This window comes from Bradyrhizobium sp. AZCC 1578, assembly GCF_036924675.1.
GTDB lineage: Bacteria > Pseudomonadota > Alphaproteobacteria > Rhizobiales > Xanthobacteraceae > Bradyrhizobium.
Genome location: NZ_JAZHRZ010000001.1, coordinates 6870376 through 6886121, shown reverse-complemented (window position 1 = coordinate 6886121; position 15746 = coordinate 6870376). Strand labels below are relative to the sequence as shown.

The 15746-nt window shown below is 61.7% G+C and carries 12 protein-coding genes; 1 reads left to right on the top strand and 11 read right to left on the bottom strand.

Going from position 1 to position 15746, the window contains the following annotated elements:
• Positions 1 to 26: 26 nt before the first annotated feature.
• Entirely contained in the window at positions 27 to 1094 is a 1068-nt protein-coding gene (locus V1290_RS32700) for a maleylacetate reductase (RefSeq protein WP_334368165.1), read from the top strand.
• Positions 1095 to 1188: 94 nt separating this feature from the next.
• Here the strand turns inward: V1290_RS32700 and dusA are convergent, their stop codons facing one another.
• The 11 genes from dusA to phbB all read right to left on the bottom strand — a co-directional run bounded on the left by dusA (position 1189) and on the right by phbB (position 15692).
• Complete coding sequence (dusA, locus tag V1290_RS32695) at positions 1189 to 2178, bottom strand: tRNA dihydrouridine(20/20a) synthase DusA (RefSeq protein ID WP_334368164.1); 990 nt, start codon at positions 2176 to 2178, stop codon at positions 1189 to 1191.
• A gap of 570 nt (positions 2179 to 2748) precedes the next feature.
• Positions 2749 to 4467 (bottom strand): PHA/PHB synthase family protein, encoded by a 1719-nt coding sequence (locus V1290_RS32690; protein WP_334368163.1) that lies wholly within the window; start codon positions 4465 to 4467, stop codon positions 2749 to 2751.
• 165 nt (positions 4468 to 4632) lie between these two features.
• Positions 4633 to 6009, bottom strand: coding sequence for a sigma-54-dependent transcriptional regulator (locus V1290_RS32685; RefSeq protein WP_334368162.1), 1377 nt, complete (start codon positions 6007 to 6009; stop codon positions 4633 to 4635).
• Positions 5999 to 7834, bottom strand: a complete 1836-nt coding sequence (locus V1290_RS32680) for a sensor histidine kinase (RefSeq protein WP_334368161.1) — start codon at positions 7832 to 7834, stop codon at positions 5999 to 6001. Before V1290_RS32680 ends, V1290_RS32685 begins: the two co-directional genes overlap by 11 nt.
• A 49-nt stretch (positions 7835 to 7883) precedes the next feature.
• The gene (locus V1290_RS32675; RefSeq protein WP_334369252.1) at positions 7884 to 8879 is read right to left on the bottom strand and encodes a cytochrome d ubiquinol oxidase subunit II; all 996 of its coding nucleotides are present in this window, start codon (positions 8877 to 8879) and stop codon (positions 7884 to 7886) included.
• Positions 8880 to 8884: 5 nt separating this feature from the next.
• Positions 8885 to 10276 carry a cytochrome ubiquinol oxidase subunit I gene (locus tag V1290_RS32670; RefSeq protein ID WP_334368160.1) on the bottom strand — a complete coding sequence of 464 codons (1392 nt, stop codon included), beginning with the start codon at positions 10274 to 10276 and terminating at the stop codon, positions 8885 to 8887.
• 86 nt (positions 10277 to 10362) lie between these two features.
• On the bottom strand, positions 10363 to 11685 hold the full coding sequence (locus V1290_RS32665) for an NAD(P)/FAD-dependent oxidoreductase (RefSeq protein WP_334368159.1): 1323 nt from the start codon (positions 11683 to 11685) through the stop codon (positions 10363 to 10365).
• Positions 11686 to 11734: 49 nt separating this feature from the next.
• Positions 11735 to 14011 (bottom strand): NADP-dependent malic enzyme, encoded by a 2277-nt coding sequence (locus V1290_RS32660; protein ID WP_334368158.1) that lies wholly within the window; start codon positions 14009 to 14011, stop codon positions 11735 to 11737.
• Between the two features lie 78 nt (positions 14012 to 14089).
• Complete coding sequence (phaP, locus tag V1290_RS32655; RefSeq protein ID WP_334368157.1) at positions 14090 to 14515, bottom strand: TIGR01841 family phasin; 426 nt, start codon at positions 14513 to 14515, stop codon at positions 14090 to 14092.
• 11 nt (positions 14516 to 14526) lie between these two features.
• A complete protein-coding gene (locus V1290_RS32650) occupies positions 14527 to 14913 on the bottom strand; it encodes an acyl-CoA thioesterase (RefSeq protein ID WP_334368156.1) in 387 nt (128 codons plus the stop codon).
• Between the two features lie 53 nt (positions 14914 to 14966).
• Positions 14967 to 15692: an acetoacetyl-CoA reductase gene (gene phbB, locus V1290_RS32645; protein ID WP_334368155.1), complete on the bottom strand. Its 726-nt coding sequence runs from the start codon at positions 15690 to 15692 to the stop codon at positions 14967 to 14969.
• Positions 15693 to 15746: the final 54 nt, after the last annotated feature.

Sequence of the window (15746 nt, the reverse complement as noted above, 5' to 3'; positions counted from 1 at the left end):
CGGTCATTCGTCCGCAAGGAGCAACCATGCAAGACTTCGTCTACCAGAGCGCACCGATGCGGGTGGTGTTCGGCACCGGCACGCTGCGTCAATTGCCTGATGAATTGTCCCGCCTCGGCGTTACCCGCGCCCTCGTGCTGGCGACCCCGCGGCAGAAAGATCTGGTCGCCGGCATCCGGGAGATGATCGGCGAGCGCTTCGCCGGCGTCTTCACCGGAGCGGTCATGCATACGCCCGTCGAGGTGACGGAACAGGCGATGGAAGTCGTGCGCGAGATCGAGGCCGATGGCGTCATCGCGATCGGCGGCGGTTCGACCACCGGCCTCGGCAAGGCGATCGCCTTGCGCACCGATCTGCCGCAGATCGTGCTGCCCACCAGTTACGCCGGCTCGGAGATGACGCCGGTGGTCGGCCAGACCAGCGGCGGGATCAAGACCACGCAATCGAGCCCGAAGATCCTCCCCGAGATCGTGATCTACGACGTCGATCTCACCATGACGATGCCGGCAAAACTATCGGCGACATCGGGCGTCAACGCCATCGCGCACGCGGTCGAGGCGCTCTACGCGCGCGATCGCAACCCCATCATATCGCTGATGGCGCAGGAAGGCATCGGCACGCTGGCGCGGGCGCTGCCGAAAATCTGCGCTGAGCCGAGCGACAGGGTCGCGCGCACCGACGCGCTCTATGGCGCCTGGCTCTGCGGCGTCTGCCTCGGGGCGGTCGGCATGGCGCTGCACCACAAGCTCTGCCATACGCTGGGCGGGCTGTTCAATCTGCCGCACGCGGAGACCCACACCGTCATTCTCCCGCATGCCCTCGCCTACAATGCACCAGCCGCACCTGAGGCGATGACACGCATCGCCACAGCGCTTGGCGTCAGCGACCCAGCGCTCGGCCTCCACGATCTGGCGCGAAAGCTTGCCGCGCCGCTGTCGCTGCGCGAGATCGGCATGCCCGAGAGCGGCATCGATCAGGCCGCCGACCTCGCGGTGAAGAATCCGTACTGGAATCCGCGCCCGATCGAGCGAGAGGCGATCCGCGAATTGATCACGCGCGCCTGGCGCGGCGACGCCCCGCCAACCGCCCAATGATCCCCCTGGGCTGGACATCGACATGCTGAACTACGATTTCGGCCTGAAGGCGGATTCCGAAACGCGCCGCGTCGCCGAGCGCGCCGCCTAGGCTTTACGCCGCGACCGGCTCCGCCGCGCGATCCTCGATCAATGCGACCGCATCGCGCAGCACGTCGACGCCGGCGCCCGGCCTGGTGCCCCTCTCCGCCAGATGGCGACGAAAGGCGCGCGCGCCGGGCACGCCGTGAAACGCGCCGACGAAATGCCGCGTCATCGAATGCAGCTTTGCTCCTTGGGCCAACTGGCCTTCGATGTAAGGCAACATCGCTTCGAAGACGTCCTTCATCGTCGCGTGAGGTGCCGCCTCGCCGAACAATTCCGGATCGACGTCGAGTAGGCGCCACGGCTCCTGATAGGCCGCCCGCCCCAGCATCACGCCGTCGACATGGTCGAGGTGCCGCTTCGCCTCGGCAATACTGCCGACGCCGCCATTGATGATAATCGGCACACCCGGCAGCGCGGCCTTGAGTCGATAAACCCTGTCGTAATCGAGCGGCGGGATGTCGCGGTTTTCCTTCGGCGACAATCCGTTGAGCCAGGCCTTGCGGGCATGGACGATCAGCGCGTCCGCGCCGGCCGCAACCACGCCGCGCGCCAGCACGTCGAGCGCCACTTCCGGGTCCTGGTCGTCGATGCCGATCCGGCATTTCACTGTGACCGGAATCCTGACCGCGCGCTTCATGGCAACCACGCCCTCGGCGACCAGCGCCGGCTCCGCCATCAGGCAGGCCCCGAAGCGGCCATCCTTCACGCGGTCGGACGGACAGCCGACATTGAGATTGATTTCGTCGTAGCCAAAATCCTCGCCGATCCGCGCAGCGGTAGCGAGATCATGCGGAACGGAACCACCGAGCTGCAGCGCCACCGGATGCTCACTTCGGTCGAAGCCGAGCAGCCGCCTCCGGTCGCCATGAATAATGGCGCCGGTCGTCAGCATCTCCGTATAAAGCCGCGCGCGCCGGCTCATCAGACGGTGGAACACGCGGCAATGCCGGTCAGTCCAATCCATCATGGGGGCAATGCAAAATCGATGCGCTAACATGTTGATGTTATTTCGCTTTATTGTCTCATTCGGTGCAGTTGATTTTTGGGCCGACAAATAGTTCAAGCTGACAGTTGAGGCATTTTCTTTTCATTTCAAGTGCTTAAGTCGATCATCTGTTCGTCCCTCGATGTGCCGCGCCTTCTCCGGTACAGCATTGCAGTACCCAATGAGCTCGTGCAGTACCGCGCTAGTTCCGACCCTCTCTACCAATCCCGTTTGCCTCGACCGCAAAGTAACCTGCTGGTCCGGCTACGCCTAGGATAGAACAGGCACCATCGTAGTTTTGGCGGTGATAGAGCAAGGAAACCTGCGGGCGGCGATTCCGGGGTTGGCGTTTGCGCTATCAGACCGCAGGCTTGCGAAAGCTTCGGCCCATACTGGGCTCGAAGAATGAGCATCACCCTCCGAGAGCAAGGTCACACGTTCGAATCGTGTTGGATGCGCCAAATCTCTTTGCTCTGCAGATCGATGCGTATCACCAAGGCAAAACTGCAGCTTTGACTTGTTCGCGCGAGTAAGCGACCACGCTCAAAACCGATTTTTGAGGCATGCACGCCATAGCTGCTGTCAACTCGCCTTCGCTTTCACATATCGCCCGGGCGCAGATTCGCCGGGCGGGTAGAGGTTGCTGCCGAGTTGCGTGCGCGCCGGCAGTTGCTCCTCCGCCCACGGCTTGAGCCAACCGATCCAGTCGTTCCACCAACTGCCCGGCTTCTCATCCGCACTCGCCAGCCATGCCGCCGGGTCGTCGCATCGATCGGTCGATACCCAATAGCTTCTCTTGTTCTTCGACGCCGGATTGATCACACCGGCGATATGTCCGCTCGCGCCGAGGACAAAGCGAATGTCGCCGCCGAACAGGCCTGTCGTTCGATAGGCGGACCGCCAGGGTACAATGTGATCCTCGACGGTAGCCAGGACATAGGCAGGTAGATCGACCCGCCCCAGATCGACTGATGTGCCGCACATCGTCAGCCGGTTCGGCTCCCGGAGATTGTTCTCCAGGTACATGTTCCTGATGTACCAGCAATACATCGGTCCCGGCAGATTGGTGACGTCGGCGTTCCAGAACAGAAGATCGAAACGCTCCGGCGGCTTTCCCTTCAGGTAATTGTTGATCACGTTCGGCCATATCAGCTCTTTCGAACGTAGGGTCTGGAAGACAAAACCCAGTTCGGCGCCGCGGTAGATGCCGCCGTTTCCGATCGTCTGCTCGCGCTGCCGCACGCTCTCCTCGTCCACGAACACGCCGAGATCGCCAGGCTCTCGGAAATCCAGCATGGTCGTCAGCAACGTCACGCTAGCGACCGATTCATCGCCTCGCGTCCGGAGAATGGCGAGTGCCGATGACAGGATGGTTCCTCCAACGCACCAGCCGACCACGTTGACCTTGTCGGCGCCGGAAATCGATCGGGCGATCTCGATGGCGCGCATTGCGCCATGCTCGACGTAGTCATCCCATCCAAAATGCCCGCAAGAGGCATCCGGATTGCGCCAGGAAACAACGAAGACCGTCAGGCCGTGCTCGACCGCAAAGCGGACGAAGGAATTGCTCGGCTGAAGGTCAAGAATGTAGAACTTGTTGATGCAGGGTGGCACGATCAGCAGAGGCCGCACAGCGACCTGCTCCGTCGCCGGTTCATACTGAATGAGCTGGAAAAGATCGTTCTCGAATACGACCGCCCCTCTGGATGCCGCGACATCCCTTCCGACCTCGAACGCGCTCTCGTCCGTGATCGTCAGATTGCCCTTCCCGAGATCTGCGATCAGATTGTCGAAACCGGCCTTGAGGCTCTGGCCTTCGGTGTCCGTCGCCAGCTTGATGACGTCGGGATTGGTGGCGACAAAGTTCGTCGGGCTCATCGCCTCGACGAGCTGGCGCGTGAAGAAGCGCAGGCGGTGTTTTTCCTTCTCCTCCAGATCCAGCGCTTCGACGAAATCGATGCAATAGCGCGAGTTCAGCAGGTAGGCCTGCTTCAGCACACTGTAGAGCGCGTTGTCCCGCCATTCCGTTGCGCTGAACCTGCGATCCCCGCGTGGTGGTTCCAGTGCGGCCTCGGCCTGAACGCCTGCGGCCGATTTGATGACGTGCTCGGTGAGTTGGTACATGCGCATCAGATGCTCGGCCTGCAACTCTGCGATGCGTCCCGGCGAACCCAGGGCGGAGGTTAACTTCGTACCATCTCCATCGGCGCCCGGTATCCACCCCAGAGACCGCCACAGGCTCGCGCCCGCCTTCATGAACCCGTCGACAAATTCGTCCGGCATGTTGAATGGCCGATTCATCAGTTACCCTCGCTGCAAATTGGATGCTTGTTGTTTCCTGTCCCCGGGCGCTTCTAATCCGGCGCCCTTCCGTCTGTTAGACGCCATGCGCCCGCATGTCGGAGCGATCGCGTGACATCGGCCGGCAAGCCCATCGGGATGGCGCGCCTGGCTGACTCATCATCGTCAGGGTCCAGAGCGAATGATTGAGCCCTCGCGGATACCATCAACATTCACCGAAAGACGCTTGATCTTGTCGTACAATGTCTGCTTTGGGATGCCCAGGAGAGCCGCAGTTGCCTGGACGTCGCCCTGCTTGCGCCGCAGCCCGTCCTCGATGATAGATCGCTCGATGTTCTCCAACTGTCGAGGCAACGACACATCCGATGTGCCAAAGCCGGATTTGTTGATCGCCTTGCTATCGAGAACGCCAAGCACAAACCGATCGGCGACGTTGCGAAGCTCCCGCACGTTTCCCGGCCACGAATAGGCCAACAGCGCGGACATGGTCTTGTCGTCCAAAATCGGCGCGTCACGCTCGAACCTTCGGGCGGCATCCAGCGTGAAATGCTCGAACAGCAACGGAATATCCTCGCGCCGCTCCCGAAGCGGCGGCAGCTCGATAAAGGCGACGCCCAGGCGGTAGTAGAGGTCGGCGCGAAAAACCTTCTTGTCGCTCAACTCGAGCAGGTTCACCTTGCTCGCCGCTACCACGCGGCAATCCACGGCGATCGGCTTGTTCGAGCCGACGCGCTCGATAGATCGATCCTGCAGCGATCTTAACAGCTTCACCTGCACGCTCAGCGGCATGCTTTCGATTTCGTCGAGGAACAGCGTTCCGCCATTCGCGTATTCGATCTTTCCGATCCTCTGACGCGTAGCGCCGGTGAATGCGCCTACCTCGTGGCCGAACAGCTCGCTCTCGACCAGCGACTCGGGCAGCCCCCCGCAGTTAACCGGGACGTAGTGTCCGCTCCGTCGCGCGCTGTGATTGTGCAGGCAGCGCGCGACGACATCCTTGCCGGTTCCGGTCTCGCCATAGATCGTGACGTCAACATTGGTCGAAGCCAGCGTGGAGACCAGCCTGCGCACTTCCTGGATCTGCGGCGATCGGCCCAGCAGGCTTGCCTCGATGCCCTGGCGATCCGCCAAGGCGGATCTCAGCGAACGGACTTCGAGGGTCAGCCGTCTCTTTTCGACTGCCCTACGCACAACAGAAACTAGTTGTTCGGAAGAGCATGGCTTCTCGATGAAGTCGTAGGCGCCGTTACGCATCGCCTGTACGGCCATCGAAATGTCGCCGTGCCCGGTGATCAGGATCACCGGCAAATCCTGATCCAGCCGGCGCAGATCCGATAGCCACTCAAGTCCGCTCTTGCCGCGTAGGCGCACGTCGCAGACCACGACGAACGGCATTTCGGAGCGCAGAGCTCCATCGGCGGCTTCGACTGAGACAAAGCCCGAAACCGAAAATCCCGCAAGCTCGAGGGCTTGAACGCCGCCGATCCGGACATCGTCATCGTCCTCGACGTAGATCACGCCGATTGATTGGTCATCGCCCATGCGAAGCCCCTGCTACGTCGGCTAGTGGAAGGATCACAATGAATTCGGCTCCGGATGGCCCGAGGTTTCGCGCGCGCAATTCGCCGCCGAAAGAGCGCGCGATGTGGTTGGAGAGCATCAGTCCAAGGCCGAGCCCTTTTCCTGCAGGCTTGGTCGTCACAAAGGGCTCGAACATGCGCTGGAGAACATCGGGCGCAATTGCCGGACCGCTGTTGCTGATGGCGATGCGGCAACGGGCGGGCTGTCCGTCTTCTCGCCTCGCCCGGATCTGGATGGACTTCTGGTCTACGCTCTCCACCGCGTCCAGCGCATTCGCCACGATGTTGCACAACAGTTGCTCAAGTCGCGCCTGATCGGCGAGCACGCAGAGATTCGCCTCGATGTCCGTCACAACATCGACTCCTCCCTCTTTGACACGCCCGGCCAGTATCTTGAGACATTCAGCCAGCGCATGTTCGACGGAGACCGTATCGAGCGGGCTGCTCGACTTGTAGGCGAAGATCCGCAGCTGGCTGGTCAAGCGCCCGAGCCGACGCACCAATTCGCCAATCCGGGTGAGATTGCCACGGGCATCGCCGATGGAACCGCGGTCGACGTACGAGATCGCGTTGTCAGCGGCAGTCTGCAGGGCCGCCAATGGCTGGTTCAATTCATGCACGATGCCGGCGGACATCTGGCCGAGCGCAGCCAGCTTGCCGGCATGGACAAGTTCATCCTGTGCAGCCCGCAGTTCGGCGGTTCTCTCCAGCACCCTGGTCTCAAGCATGTCGTGCGCGGCCTGCAACGCAGCCTGATTGGCCAGGCGTTGCCTGATCTCTCTCCGGCGTTGCAGCACGAGCCCAGTTGCCAGCAACGCAACCATGGAGGCGAGGCCCGACATCGCACCGATGACCAGCGCGGTCTGCCGTATCGGCGCCTCGTCGTCGAGAAGGACGAGCTTCCAGAGACCTCGGTTAGTTGGAAGCTCGCTGACCGCATAAGCGGTTCCGCTCTCGGTCGTGACATGCGCGCCGCCTTTGGATTGCGCGACCACGGTCCATCCGAACGGCGTCAGGTCGTGGTTGCCGTAAGGTTTGGATCGAGAAATGTCATCACGCATCTGAACCGACAGCGGCGCCATTGGCCGATAGCGCCACTCGTCACGGGAGGCGAGTATAGGGACCTGACGCTCGTCGAGCAGAAGAATGTCGCCTTCAGCATTGCGCCACTCACGCTCGAACGAATCCAGATTGACCTTGACTGTGGCGACCCCGCGGGTCGCCCCGCCATCCTTTAGGGCATAAGAAAGATAATAGCCGGCGCGCGCGCTTGTAATACCGATACCGAAGAACGCCCCTCGGCCGCTGGCGAGAGCTTCGCTCACATATGGGCGGTACGAAAGGTTTCGGCCAACCGGCGTGCCTGGCTGCTCGAAATCGGCCGCCGCCAAGGCGTCGCCCGAAACACCTAAAACGTAAAGGTTGTCGGCTCCTGCAAGCAGGTTGATCGATTTCAAGTACAGGCTGACCGATTGCTGCAGCGCGGCATCTTGGGGAGTGCCGAGCAATTGGAAGACGCTCGGAGACGTCTCCAGCAATGACGGCAAATATTCAAATCTTGAGAGATGACCGTCGAGCCTGGCTGCTTCCATGGCCAGCCGCTGCTGAGCGGCAGAGTGCAAATGGTCCAGTCCACGCTGGAAAGACACTGCATATCCGACCCACGAAGCGGCCACGACCAGCGCGAGGGCGGCTGTTCCGCGAACAAGCCAACGCGTGGACTTGGGTGTCGCCGACCTGACTTCGGGCTTCCCCTTGACGTCCACCAGGGATGGAAGGTCCGTCATGCTGTGAACCAAACAAATCCGGGGAGTGTCGGCTACAACAGACGACCACTCAGGCATAGTCCAACTCTATGGTTTTGCCCCGGAATACGCGATAGGAAAATCCGGTGTAGGCGATGATGACCGGCAGCGTGACACAAACCCCGACCAGGATGATCTTGAGCGAGTCGGGGCTGCTGGCGGCCTGCCAGACGGTAAGCCTGTCGATCACCACGAAGGGATAGATGCTGTAGCTGAGGCCGAGGAAACTCAGGAAGAAGACGAACACCAGCAATGCGAAGGGTAGCCAGCACAGGCTACCGCGCACGGCCGGCGACCCGAGCAGGAGGCGCACCGTCAGCAGCGCAATGCCCGTCGTGATCGGGATCGACGCCACCGCAATCATCGCCGGCAGGGTGAACCACCTGACGCGAACGGTCTCGCTGATCCACGGTGTTGCCATCGAAATCAGGATCAGACCCAGCACCATGGGCGGCCAGGCGATCTTGCTCCATTGGATCGCCTTGTCCTGGAGCTGCCCATCTGTCTTCATCACCAGCCATGTGGCACCGAGCAGCGCGTAGGCCATCGGCAGCGCCACCGCGATTGCACCGGCAAAGATCGGATAATTCCAGCCCTCGCCGAAGCCGCTGATGTACCGGCCAAGCATCCAGCCCTGACACACCGACGCAAGCATTGAGCCCGCGATGAACAGGCGGTCCCACATCGCCTTGCGGTCGGCCTTTGCCTTGACCCTGAAATCAAAGGCGGCGCCGCGCAGGATCAGGCCAACCAGCATGAGCGCGGTCGGCAGATACAGTTCCGACAGCACCAGCCCATGCGCCTTCGGAAAGGCAACCAAAAGAAGGCCGACGCCGAGCACCAGCCAGGTTTCATTGGCGTCCCAGAACGGGCCGATGGAGGCGATCATGGTATCTCGCTCGTCAGGCGTCGCTCGATGCATCAACATGCCGACCCCAAGGTCGTATCCGTCGCTCACGACGTAGACGAGCAGCGAGACGCCCATCAGCCCGATGAAGATCAGCGGAAGCAGTTCGTCGAAAGACATCGAGGTCATGCGAACTCTCCCTCGCGCTGATACTGGCGCGGGCCGCCAGCGAGGTCCTCCGAACCGATCACGCCCTTCGGTTTGTCCGCCGTCTCCGCCATGTATTTCAGAACGCCGACATAGGCGACGAGCAAGGCGACATAGAGCGCAATATAGATACCGAGCGTCAGGGCAATGCTCGACGACGGGACACGCGAGGCGACGTCGCTCGTTCGAATGAGGCCGGAAACGATGAAGGGTTGGCGTCCGATCTCCGTGACGTACCATCCGGCAATGGTCGCGACCCAGCCGGCAAAGGTCATCACGGCGAACAACTTGAGCATGGGCCGCGGCATCCGGCCAAAATCCCAGCCATCTCGCCAATGTCTCCACAGGCCGATCCAGCTCACCAGCAGCATCAGGATGCCGATCCCCACCATGATCCGGAAGCACCAGAACACCGGAAAGACCGGCGGATGGGCCGATGGAAACTCGTTCAGTCCCTTGACTTCGCCGTCAGCGTCGTGCCGGAGGATCAGGCTCGCGAGTTTTGGTATGGCCAGCTCGAAACGATTTGATCTCGTTACGTCGTCCGGGATCGCGAACAGGAGAAGCGGCGCTCCCCGCGTTGTTTCCCAGACACCTTCCATCGCTGCGATCTTCTGCGGCTGATATTTAAGTGTATTGAGCCCATGAAGGTCGCCGGCCACCATCTGTGCGGGCGTGGCCAGGGCAGCGAAAACGAGCCCGGTCCGCAGCACGCGTGATGCGCTCTCCGTCGCGATGCCCTTCAGAAGTTGCCAGCCGCTGATCCCGATGAGCAGGAACGCGCAGGTCAGCGCGGACGCAAGCACCATGTGGACCAGGCGATACGGGAAGGACGGATTGAAGATGATTTCCAGCCAGTTCCTGGCGTGAAACTGGCCATCGATGATTTCGTATCCCGCCGGCGTCTGCATCCAGGAATTTAGGGCAAGGATCCAGAACGCGCTCAGCAGCGTACCGAGGGCGACCAGAAAGGTCGATCCGAGGTGAACCATCTCGCCGACGCGGCGGTGGCCGAACAGCATCACGCCGAGAAAACCCGCTTCCAGAAAGAATGCGGTCAGCACTTCATAGCCGAGCAATGGGCCGGCGATATTCCCGACGCGCTCCATGTAGCCCGGCCAGTTGGTGCCGAACTGAAAACTCATGGTGACGCCGCTGACGACCCCGAGCGCAAACGTCAGGGCGAATACTTTTGTCCAAAGCCGGTAGGCACGCAGCCAATCCAGCTTCTGCTGCGGATCGGTCGCGCGCAGGTGCTTCAGGCGAAAAAACAGCAGAACCCACCCCAACGCGATCGAAATCGAGGGGAACAGAATGTGGAACGTGATATTGGCGGCGAACTGGATGCGCGCAAGAAACACAACGTCCATCAGCATCCCCTCCGGGTTCGGCGCAGCACCTTCGCATCACTCAAGCTTGCATCGACCGGCACGGCATCCCTCCCCGCGACCCGATATCAATGAAGCTTCACATGCGGCTCGGTGCGCCGGGTGATCAGGCGTGCCAGCGTGTCGAGCGCAACCTTCACCGAACCGTGCAGCGCGTGTTCGTGCATCTTGTAGAGAGACAGGTACATCATCCTTGCGAAGATGCCCGCGAACACCAGGTTGCCGCCCACCAGCGCTCCCATCATCGAACCGACGGTGCTGAATTCGCCGAGCGACACCAGAGAGCCGAAGTCTCTATACTTGTAGTCCTTGATCGGCTCGCCTTGCAGATAGCGCGGAATCTGGGAATAAAGATGCGAGGCCTGCTGGTGGGCCGCCTGCGCGCGCGGCGGCACGTTGCCGCGCTCGCCCCATGAGCAGGCAGCGCAGTCGCCGATTGCAAAGATGCCGTCGTCGTGCGTCGTTTGCAGCGTTGGCCGAACGACGAGCTGATTGATGCGGTTGGTTTCGAGGCCGGCGATATCTTTCAGGAAATCGGGCGCCTTCACTCCTGCAGCCCAGACGATCAATTCGGCGGGGATCGTCCGGCCGTCCGTCAGGTTCACACGGTCGGAGCCGATCTCGGAAACCTTGGCGCCGAGCAGCAGATCGACGCCTAGCCTGCCGAGCAGCTTCTCCGTCTCTTTCGACACCCGCTCGGGCAGTGCGGGAAGCACCCGGTCGGCGGCTTCGATCAGCGTGATCCTGATGTCCTTCTGAGGATCGACCTGATCAAGGCCATACGCCACCACTTCACGCGTCGTTCTGTGGAGCTCGGCCGCAAGTTCGACGCCCGTCGCACCGGCCCCGATGATCGCGACCTTCAGCTGGTGCGCACCCAAGGGCGACGATTGGGCATGCGCGCGGATGCAGGCATTGACCATTCGTTCGTGGAACCGCCTCGCGTCCGCCTGCGATTCAAGCTTGATCGCGTGGTCCGCGACGCCGGGCGTGCCAAAGTCGTTGTTCTGGCTGCCGACGGCGACGACCAGCACGTCATAATCAAAGGTCCGCTTCGGTGTAACTTCGCGACCTTCGGTGTCAAAATACGGCGCCACCTGCACCTGACGGCGGTCGCGATCGATCCCGATCATGTCGCCGATACGGTAGCGGAAGCCGTGCCAGTAGGACTGCGCGAGGTAGTCGACCTCGTGGGCGGAGATGTCCATGCTGCCGGCGGCAATCTCGTGCAGCTTTGGCTTCCACACATGCGTGCGGTTGCGTTCGATCAGCGTGATATCGAGCTTGCCCTTGCGCCCGTATTTGTCCCCCAGGCGGGTCGCAAGCTCCAGTCCGCCGGCTCCGCCGCCGACGATGACGATCCGGGGCTTTCCCAAACGCGGCTTACCCATGATGGCCTCGACCGATCGAGTTCACTACCCGCCCAAATGCGCCTCCCGATCAGGCTCGATCGGAGACTGCGTCTGCGACCGCGACAGCCGCCATGTTCACGATCCGCCGCACAGTGGACGATGGCGTGAGAATGTGGGCCGGCTTTGCTGCTCCGAGCAGGATGCCGCCAACCGTCAGCCCCTGGCCCGCCGCCATCCTGAGCAGATTGTAGGAGATATTGGCGGCGTCGAGATTGGGCATCACCAGCACGTTCGCAGGTCCCTCGAAACCAGAATCCGGAAACTCGTGGTGGAGCACGGACGGCGAAAGCGCCGCGTCTCCGCGCATCTCGCCCTCTAAGACTAAATCGGGCGATCGCTCGCGAATGATTGTCCGCGCCTCCCGCATCTTGTTCGCTTCCGGCGCAGCCGAGCTGCCGAAGCTCGAATGCGACAACAACGCCACCCTCGGCGTAATGCCAAACCGCCTGACCTCCGCCGCCGCCAGCAAGGCGATGTCGGCGACCTGCTCGGCGGTCGGATTAAGGTGGCAATGAGTGTCACAAATGAAAAGCTGATGCTGTTGCAGAATGAGCATCTGCATCACGGCAAGGGTCCGCGCATCATCGCGGGTGCCGATCACATTGCGGATGGCGGTCAGATGGTCGGATGTCCTGCCGATGACACCGCACAACATCGCATCGCCAACTCCCCTTGCAAGAAGGAGCGAGGCGAGCACGGTCGCATTGCTTCGGGTCTCCGAGAGAGCGAGACCAGCCGATACGCCGTCGCGCTTTCTGCGCGCGTGGTACACTTCCGCGCATTTGGAGTAGATCTCCGCATCATGCGGATCGATGATGTCACAGTCCATGCCCGGCCTCAGCCGGAGATCGAACGACTTGATCCGCTCCTCGATCGTTGACGGCCGGCCAACCAGCAAGGGCCGCGCGATCCTCTCGTCAACGACCACCTGGGCAGCGCGCAGCACGCGCTCGTCCTCGCCCTCCGCCAGAAGCAGCGACTTGCCGCTTCCCTTCGCCACCGAGAAGACCGGCTGCATCGCGTTGCCGGACTGATAGACGAAACGGCTGAGCCGCTGGCGATAGGCTTCCATGTCAGCGATCGGACGCTTGGCGACTCCGCTGTTGGCCGCAGCCTTGGCCACTGCCGGCGCGACGACCTCGATGAGCCGCGGGTCGAGCGGCTTTGGAATGAGATAGTCGCGGCCGAATCGAAGCTTCTCCCCCTTATACGCAGCGGCCACCACCTCGGGCACTTCCGTCATGGCCAGATCCGCCAGCGCACGGACGGTGGCAAGCTTCATTTCCTCGTTGATCGTTGTCGCTCCGCAGTCGAGCGCACCCCGGAAGATGAACGGAAAACACAGCACGTTATTGATCTGGTTGGGGTAGTCCGAACGCCCCGTGCCGATGATCGCATCCGGACGAACCGCCAGCGCTTCTTCGGGCATGATCTCCGGGATCGGGTTGGCCATGGCGAAGATCAGGGGATCTCGCGCCATCTTCTTGACCATGTCGGGCGTCAGCACATTGCCGGCCGACAAGCCGAGGAAGATATCCGCGTCCTGAATGATCTCGTCCAGCTTTCGCGCATCCGTTTTCACCGCATAGCGCGCCTTGTTGTCGTCCATACCCTCGGTGCGGCCCGCATAGACGACGCCTTTTGCGTCGGTCACGATGATACGGTCGTGCCGCAGGCCAAGGCTGACAATGAGATCAAGACAGGCCAGCGCCGCTGCGCCGGCGCCGGAGCAGACCAGCTTGACCTCGGCAATGTCCTTCTTGACCAGCTTCAGGCCGTTCAGGATTGCCGCGGCGGCGATAATCGCGGTGCCGTGCTGGTCGTCGTGAAACACCGGAATCTTCATTCGGGTGCGGAGCTTCTGCTCGATGTAGAAGCATTCCGGCGCCTTGATGTCCTCCAGGTTGATGCCGCCGAAGGTCGGCTCCATCCTGGCGATGGTCTCGATCAGGGCGTCAGGATCCTCTTCGGCAAGTTCGATGTCGAATACGTCGATTCCGGCGAACTTCTTGAACAGGCACGCCTTGCCTTCCATCACCGGCTTGCCGGCCAGCGCGCCGATATTGCCGAGACCAAGCACGGCGGTGCCGTTGGTGACGACAGCCACGAGATTGCTGCGTGCGGTCAGCTCATCGGCCTGCAACGGGTCCTTGGCGATGACCAGGCAAGGCTCCGCCACGCCCGGCGAATAGGCCAGCGACAGATCGCGTTGCGTCGCCATGGCCGTGGTCGGCACCACGGAAATCTTTCCCGGCCTCGGCAGGCGGTGATATTCGAGTGCGGCTTCCCTCAGATCCTGGTTCATCGTATTCCCCGATTTTACTTCTTTGTTTGGGAGGCGGATGCAACCGCCCCTCTCCTACTCTTGTGCGGTCGGGAGGCCTCAGGCACTTCCGTCACGTGTGCGCATGCTCGCCATTCCGTCCTCGAAACGCCGGCGCAATATTTCGATCGTTTGTTTCTGCGACTCCGTCGACGCCTCGACGAGCTGGCGCATGTTGGCGATCGCTTTTTCGAACCCTTGCCTGGCGATTTCAGCGCGTCGTCCCGCAACAGATTCGTCGTTCACCTCGACAGCGATAGCCTTCATGGTCTCCTGGAACACCTCGGCTTGTCGCGCCATCAGATTTCGCCAACTGTCGTATGCCGAGCGATTGACCTCGACGAGAGCGTCGATGCACTTCTTCTCCATGTCCATCGACGGCATCATGTCGATGCCGCTGATGCGACAGGATTCGATGAGCTTGGCGAAGTCGAACTCGGCGAGCCCCCAATCAAGGTCGTTTGGCTTCGATCTGTTGTCGGACATTTCTCTCTCCTTCATTGATCGCTGCTGCGGTCTGGGGTTTGAAATTGCGATGCTTCCACCTGTCGAGCGGAGGCGATCGGTGCCGGCCGCCCCTCGGCATCCAGTGCGACGAACGTGAAGATGCCTTCGGTCACCTTGACGCGATCGCCGAGCCGTCGGAGCAGCGCCCAGGCCTCGAGGCGGATCGCCACCGAGGTACGCCCGACACGCTCGGACGCCGCGTAGACGCACAAGACATCCCCGACATGCACCGGCTTGATGAAATGCATCGCCTCGATCGCCACCGTCGCAACGCGCCGTTGCGCGCGTTGACCGGCATGGATGCCGCCGGCGATGTCCATCTGGGAAAGTACCCAGCCGCCGAAGATATCGCCGCTCGGATTTGCATCCGCGGGCATGGCCAGCGTCCGTGTCGTAAGGTCGCCTCGTGGCTGGATCGACATGGCGGGGCTCAGTTCATGTGCTGGCCGCCATTGGCTGAAATCGTCGAGCCCGTGATGAAGCCGGCATCATCAGATGCCAGGAACACGACGGCTCGCGCGATCTCGTGCGGTTCGCCCAAACGACCGACCGGGATCTGCGGCAGGATGTTCTTGGCCACGACGTCCGGGTTGATCGCCTTGACCATCTCGGTCGCGATATAGCCCGGGCAGATCGTGTTGACGGTGATGCCGGCGCGAGCCCCCTCCTGTGCCAGCGCTTTCACGAAGCCGATGTCTCCCGCCTTGGCGGCAGAATAATTGACCTGGCCCATCTGGCCTTTCTGACCGTTGATCGAGGAGATGCAGATCACACGGCCGAACTTGCGCTCGCGCATGCCTTCCCACACCGGCCGCGTCATGTTGAACAGCGAATTCAGGTTGGTGTTGATGACGCCGTACCACTGCTCCGGTGTCATCTTGTGAAACATGCCGTCCTTGGTAATACCCGCGTTATTGACCAGCACCTCCACCGGCCCCAGTTCGGCTTCGACCTGCTTCAATCCTGCGACGCAGGCGTCGTAGCTCGACACGTCCCATTTGTAGACGTTGATGCCGGTCTCCTTCTTGAACTTCGCCGCCGCCTCGTCATTGCCGGCATAGCTCGCAGCCACCTTGTAGCCGGCCGCCTTGAGCCCAACCGAGATTGCCTCACCTATGCCGCGCGTACCGCCGGTAACCACCGCAACCCTGGACATCGTTCCCTCCTGATCCTAATCGGTTCGTGTTGTATTCGCCGGCTCTTGCGAGCC

Bases quoted from the DNA above. Each gene is read 5' to 3' on its own strand.
- V1290_RS32700 (WP_334368165.1), top strand. From the start codon at position 27: ATGCAAGACTTCGTCTACCAGAGCGCACCGATGCGGGTGGTGTTCGGC.
- dusA (WP_334368164.1), bottom strand. From the start codon at position 2,178: ATGTTAGCGCATCGATTTTGCATTGCCCCCATGATGGATTGGACTGAC.
- V1290_RS32690 (WP_334368163.1), bottom strand. From the start codon at position 4,467: ATGAATCGGCCATTCAACATGCCGGACGAATTTGTCGACGGGTTCATG.
- V1290_RS32685 (WP_334368162.1), bottom strand. From the start codon at position 6,009: ATGGGCGATGACCAATCAATCGGCGTGATCTACGTCGAGGACGATGAC.
- V1290_RS32680 (WP_334368161.1), bottom strand. From the start codon at position 7,834: ATGACGGACCTTCCATCCCTGGTGGACGTCAAGGGGAAGCCCGAAGTC.
- V1290_RS32675 (WP_334369252.1), bottom strand. From the start codon at position 8,879: ATGTCTTTCGACGAACTGCTTCCGCTGATCTTCATCGGGCTGATGGGC.
- V1290_RS32670 (WP_334368160.1), bottom strand. From the start codon at position 10,276: ATGGACGTTGTGTTTCTTGCGCGCATCCAGTTCGCCGCCAATATCACG.
- V1290_RS32665 (WP_334368159.1), bottom strand. From the start codon at position 11,685: ATGGGTAAGCCGCGTTTGGGAAAGCCCCGGATCGTCATCGTCGGCGGC.
- V1290_RS32660 (WP_334368158.1), bottom strand. From the start codon at position 14,011: ATGAACCAGGATCTGAGGGAAGCCGCACTCGAATATCACCGCCTGCCG.
- phaP (WP_334368157.1), bottom strand. From the start codon at position 14,515: ATGTCCGACAACAGATCGAAGCCAAACGACCTTGATTGGGGGCTCGCC.
- V1290_RS32650 (WP_334368156.1), bottom strand. From the start codon at position 14,913: ATGCCCGCGGATGCAAATCCGAGCGGCGATATCTTCGGCGGCTGGGTA.
- phbB (WP_334368155.1), bottom strand. From the start codon at position 15,692: ATGTCCAGGGTTGCGGTGGTTACCGGCGGTACGCGCGGCATAGGTGAG.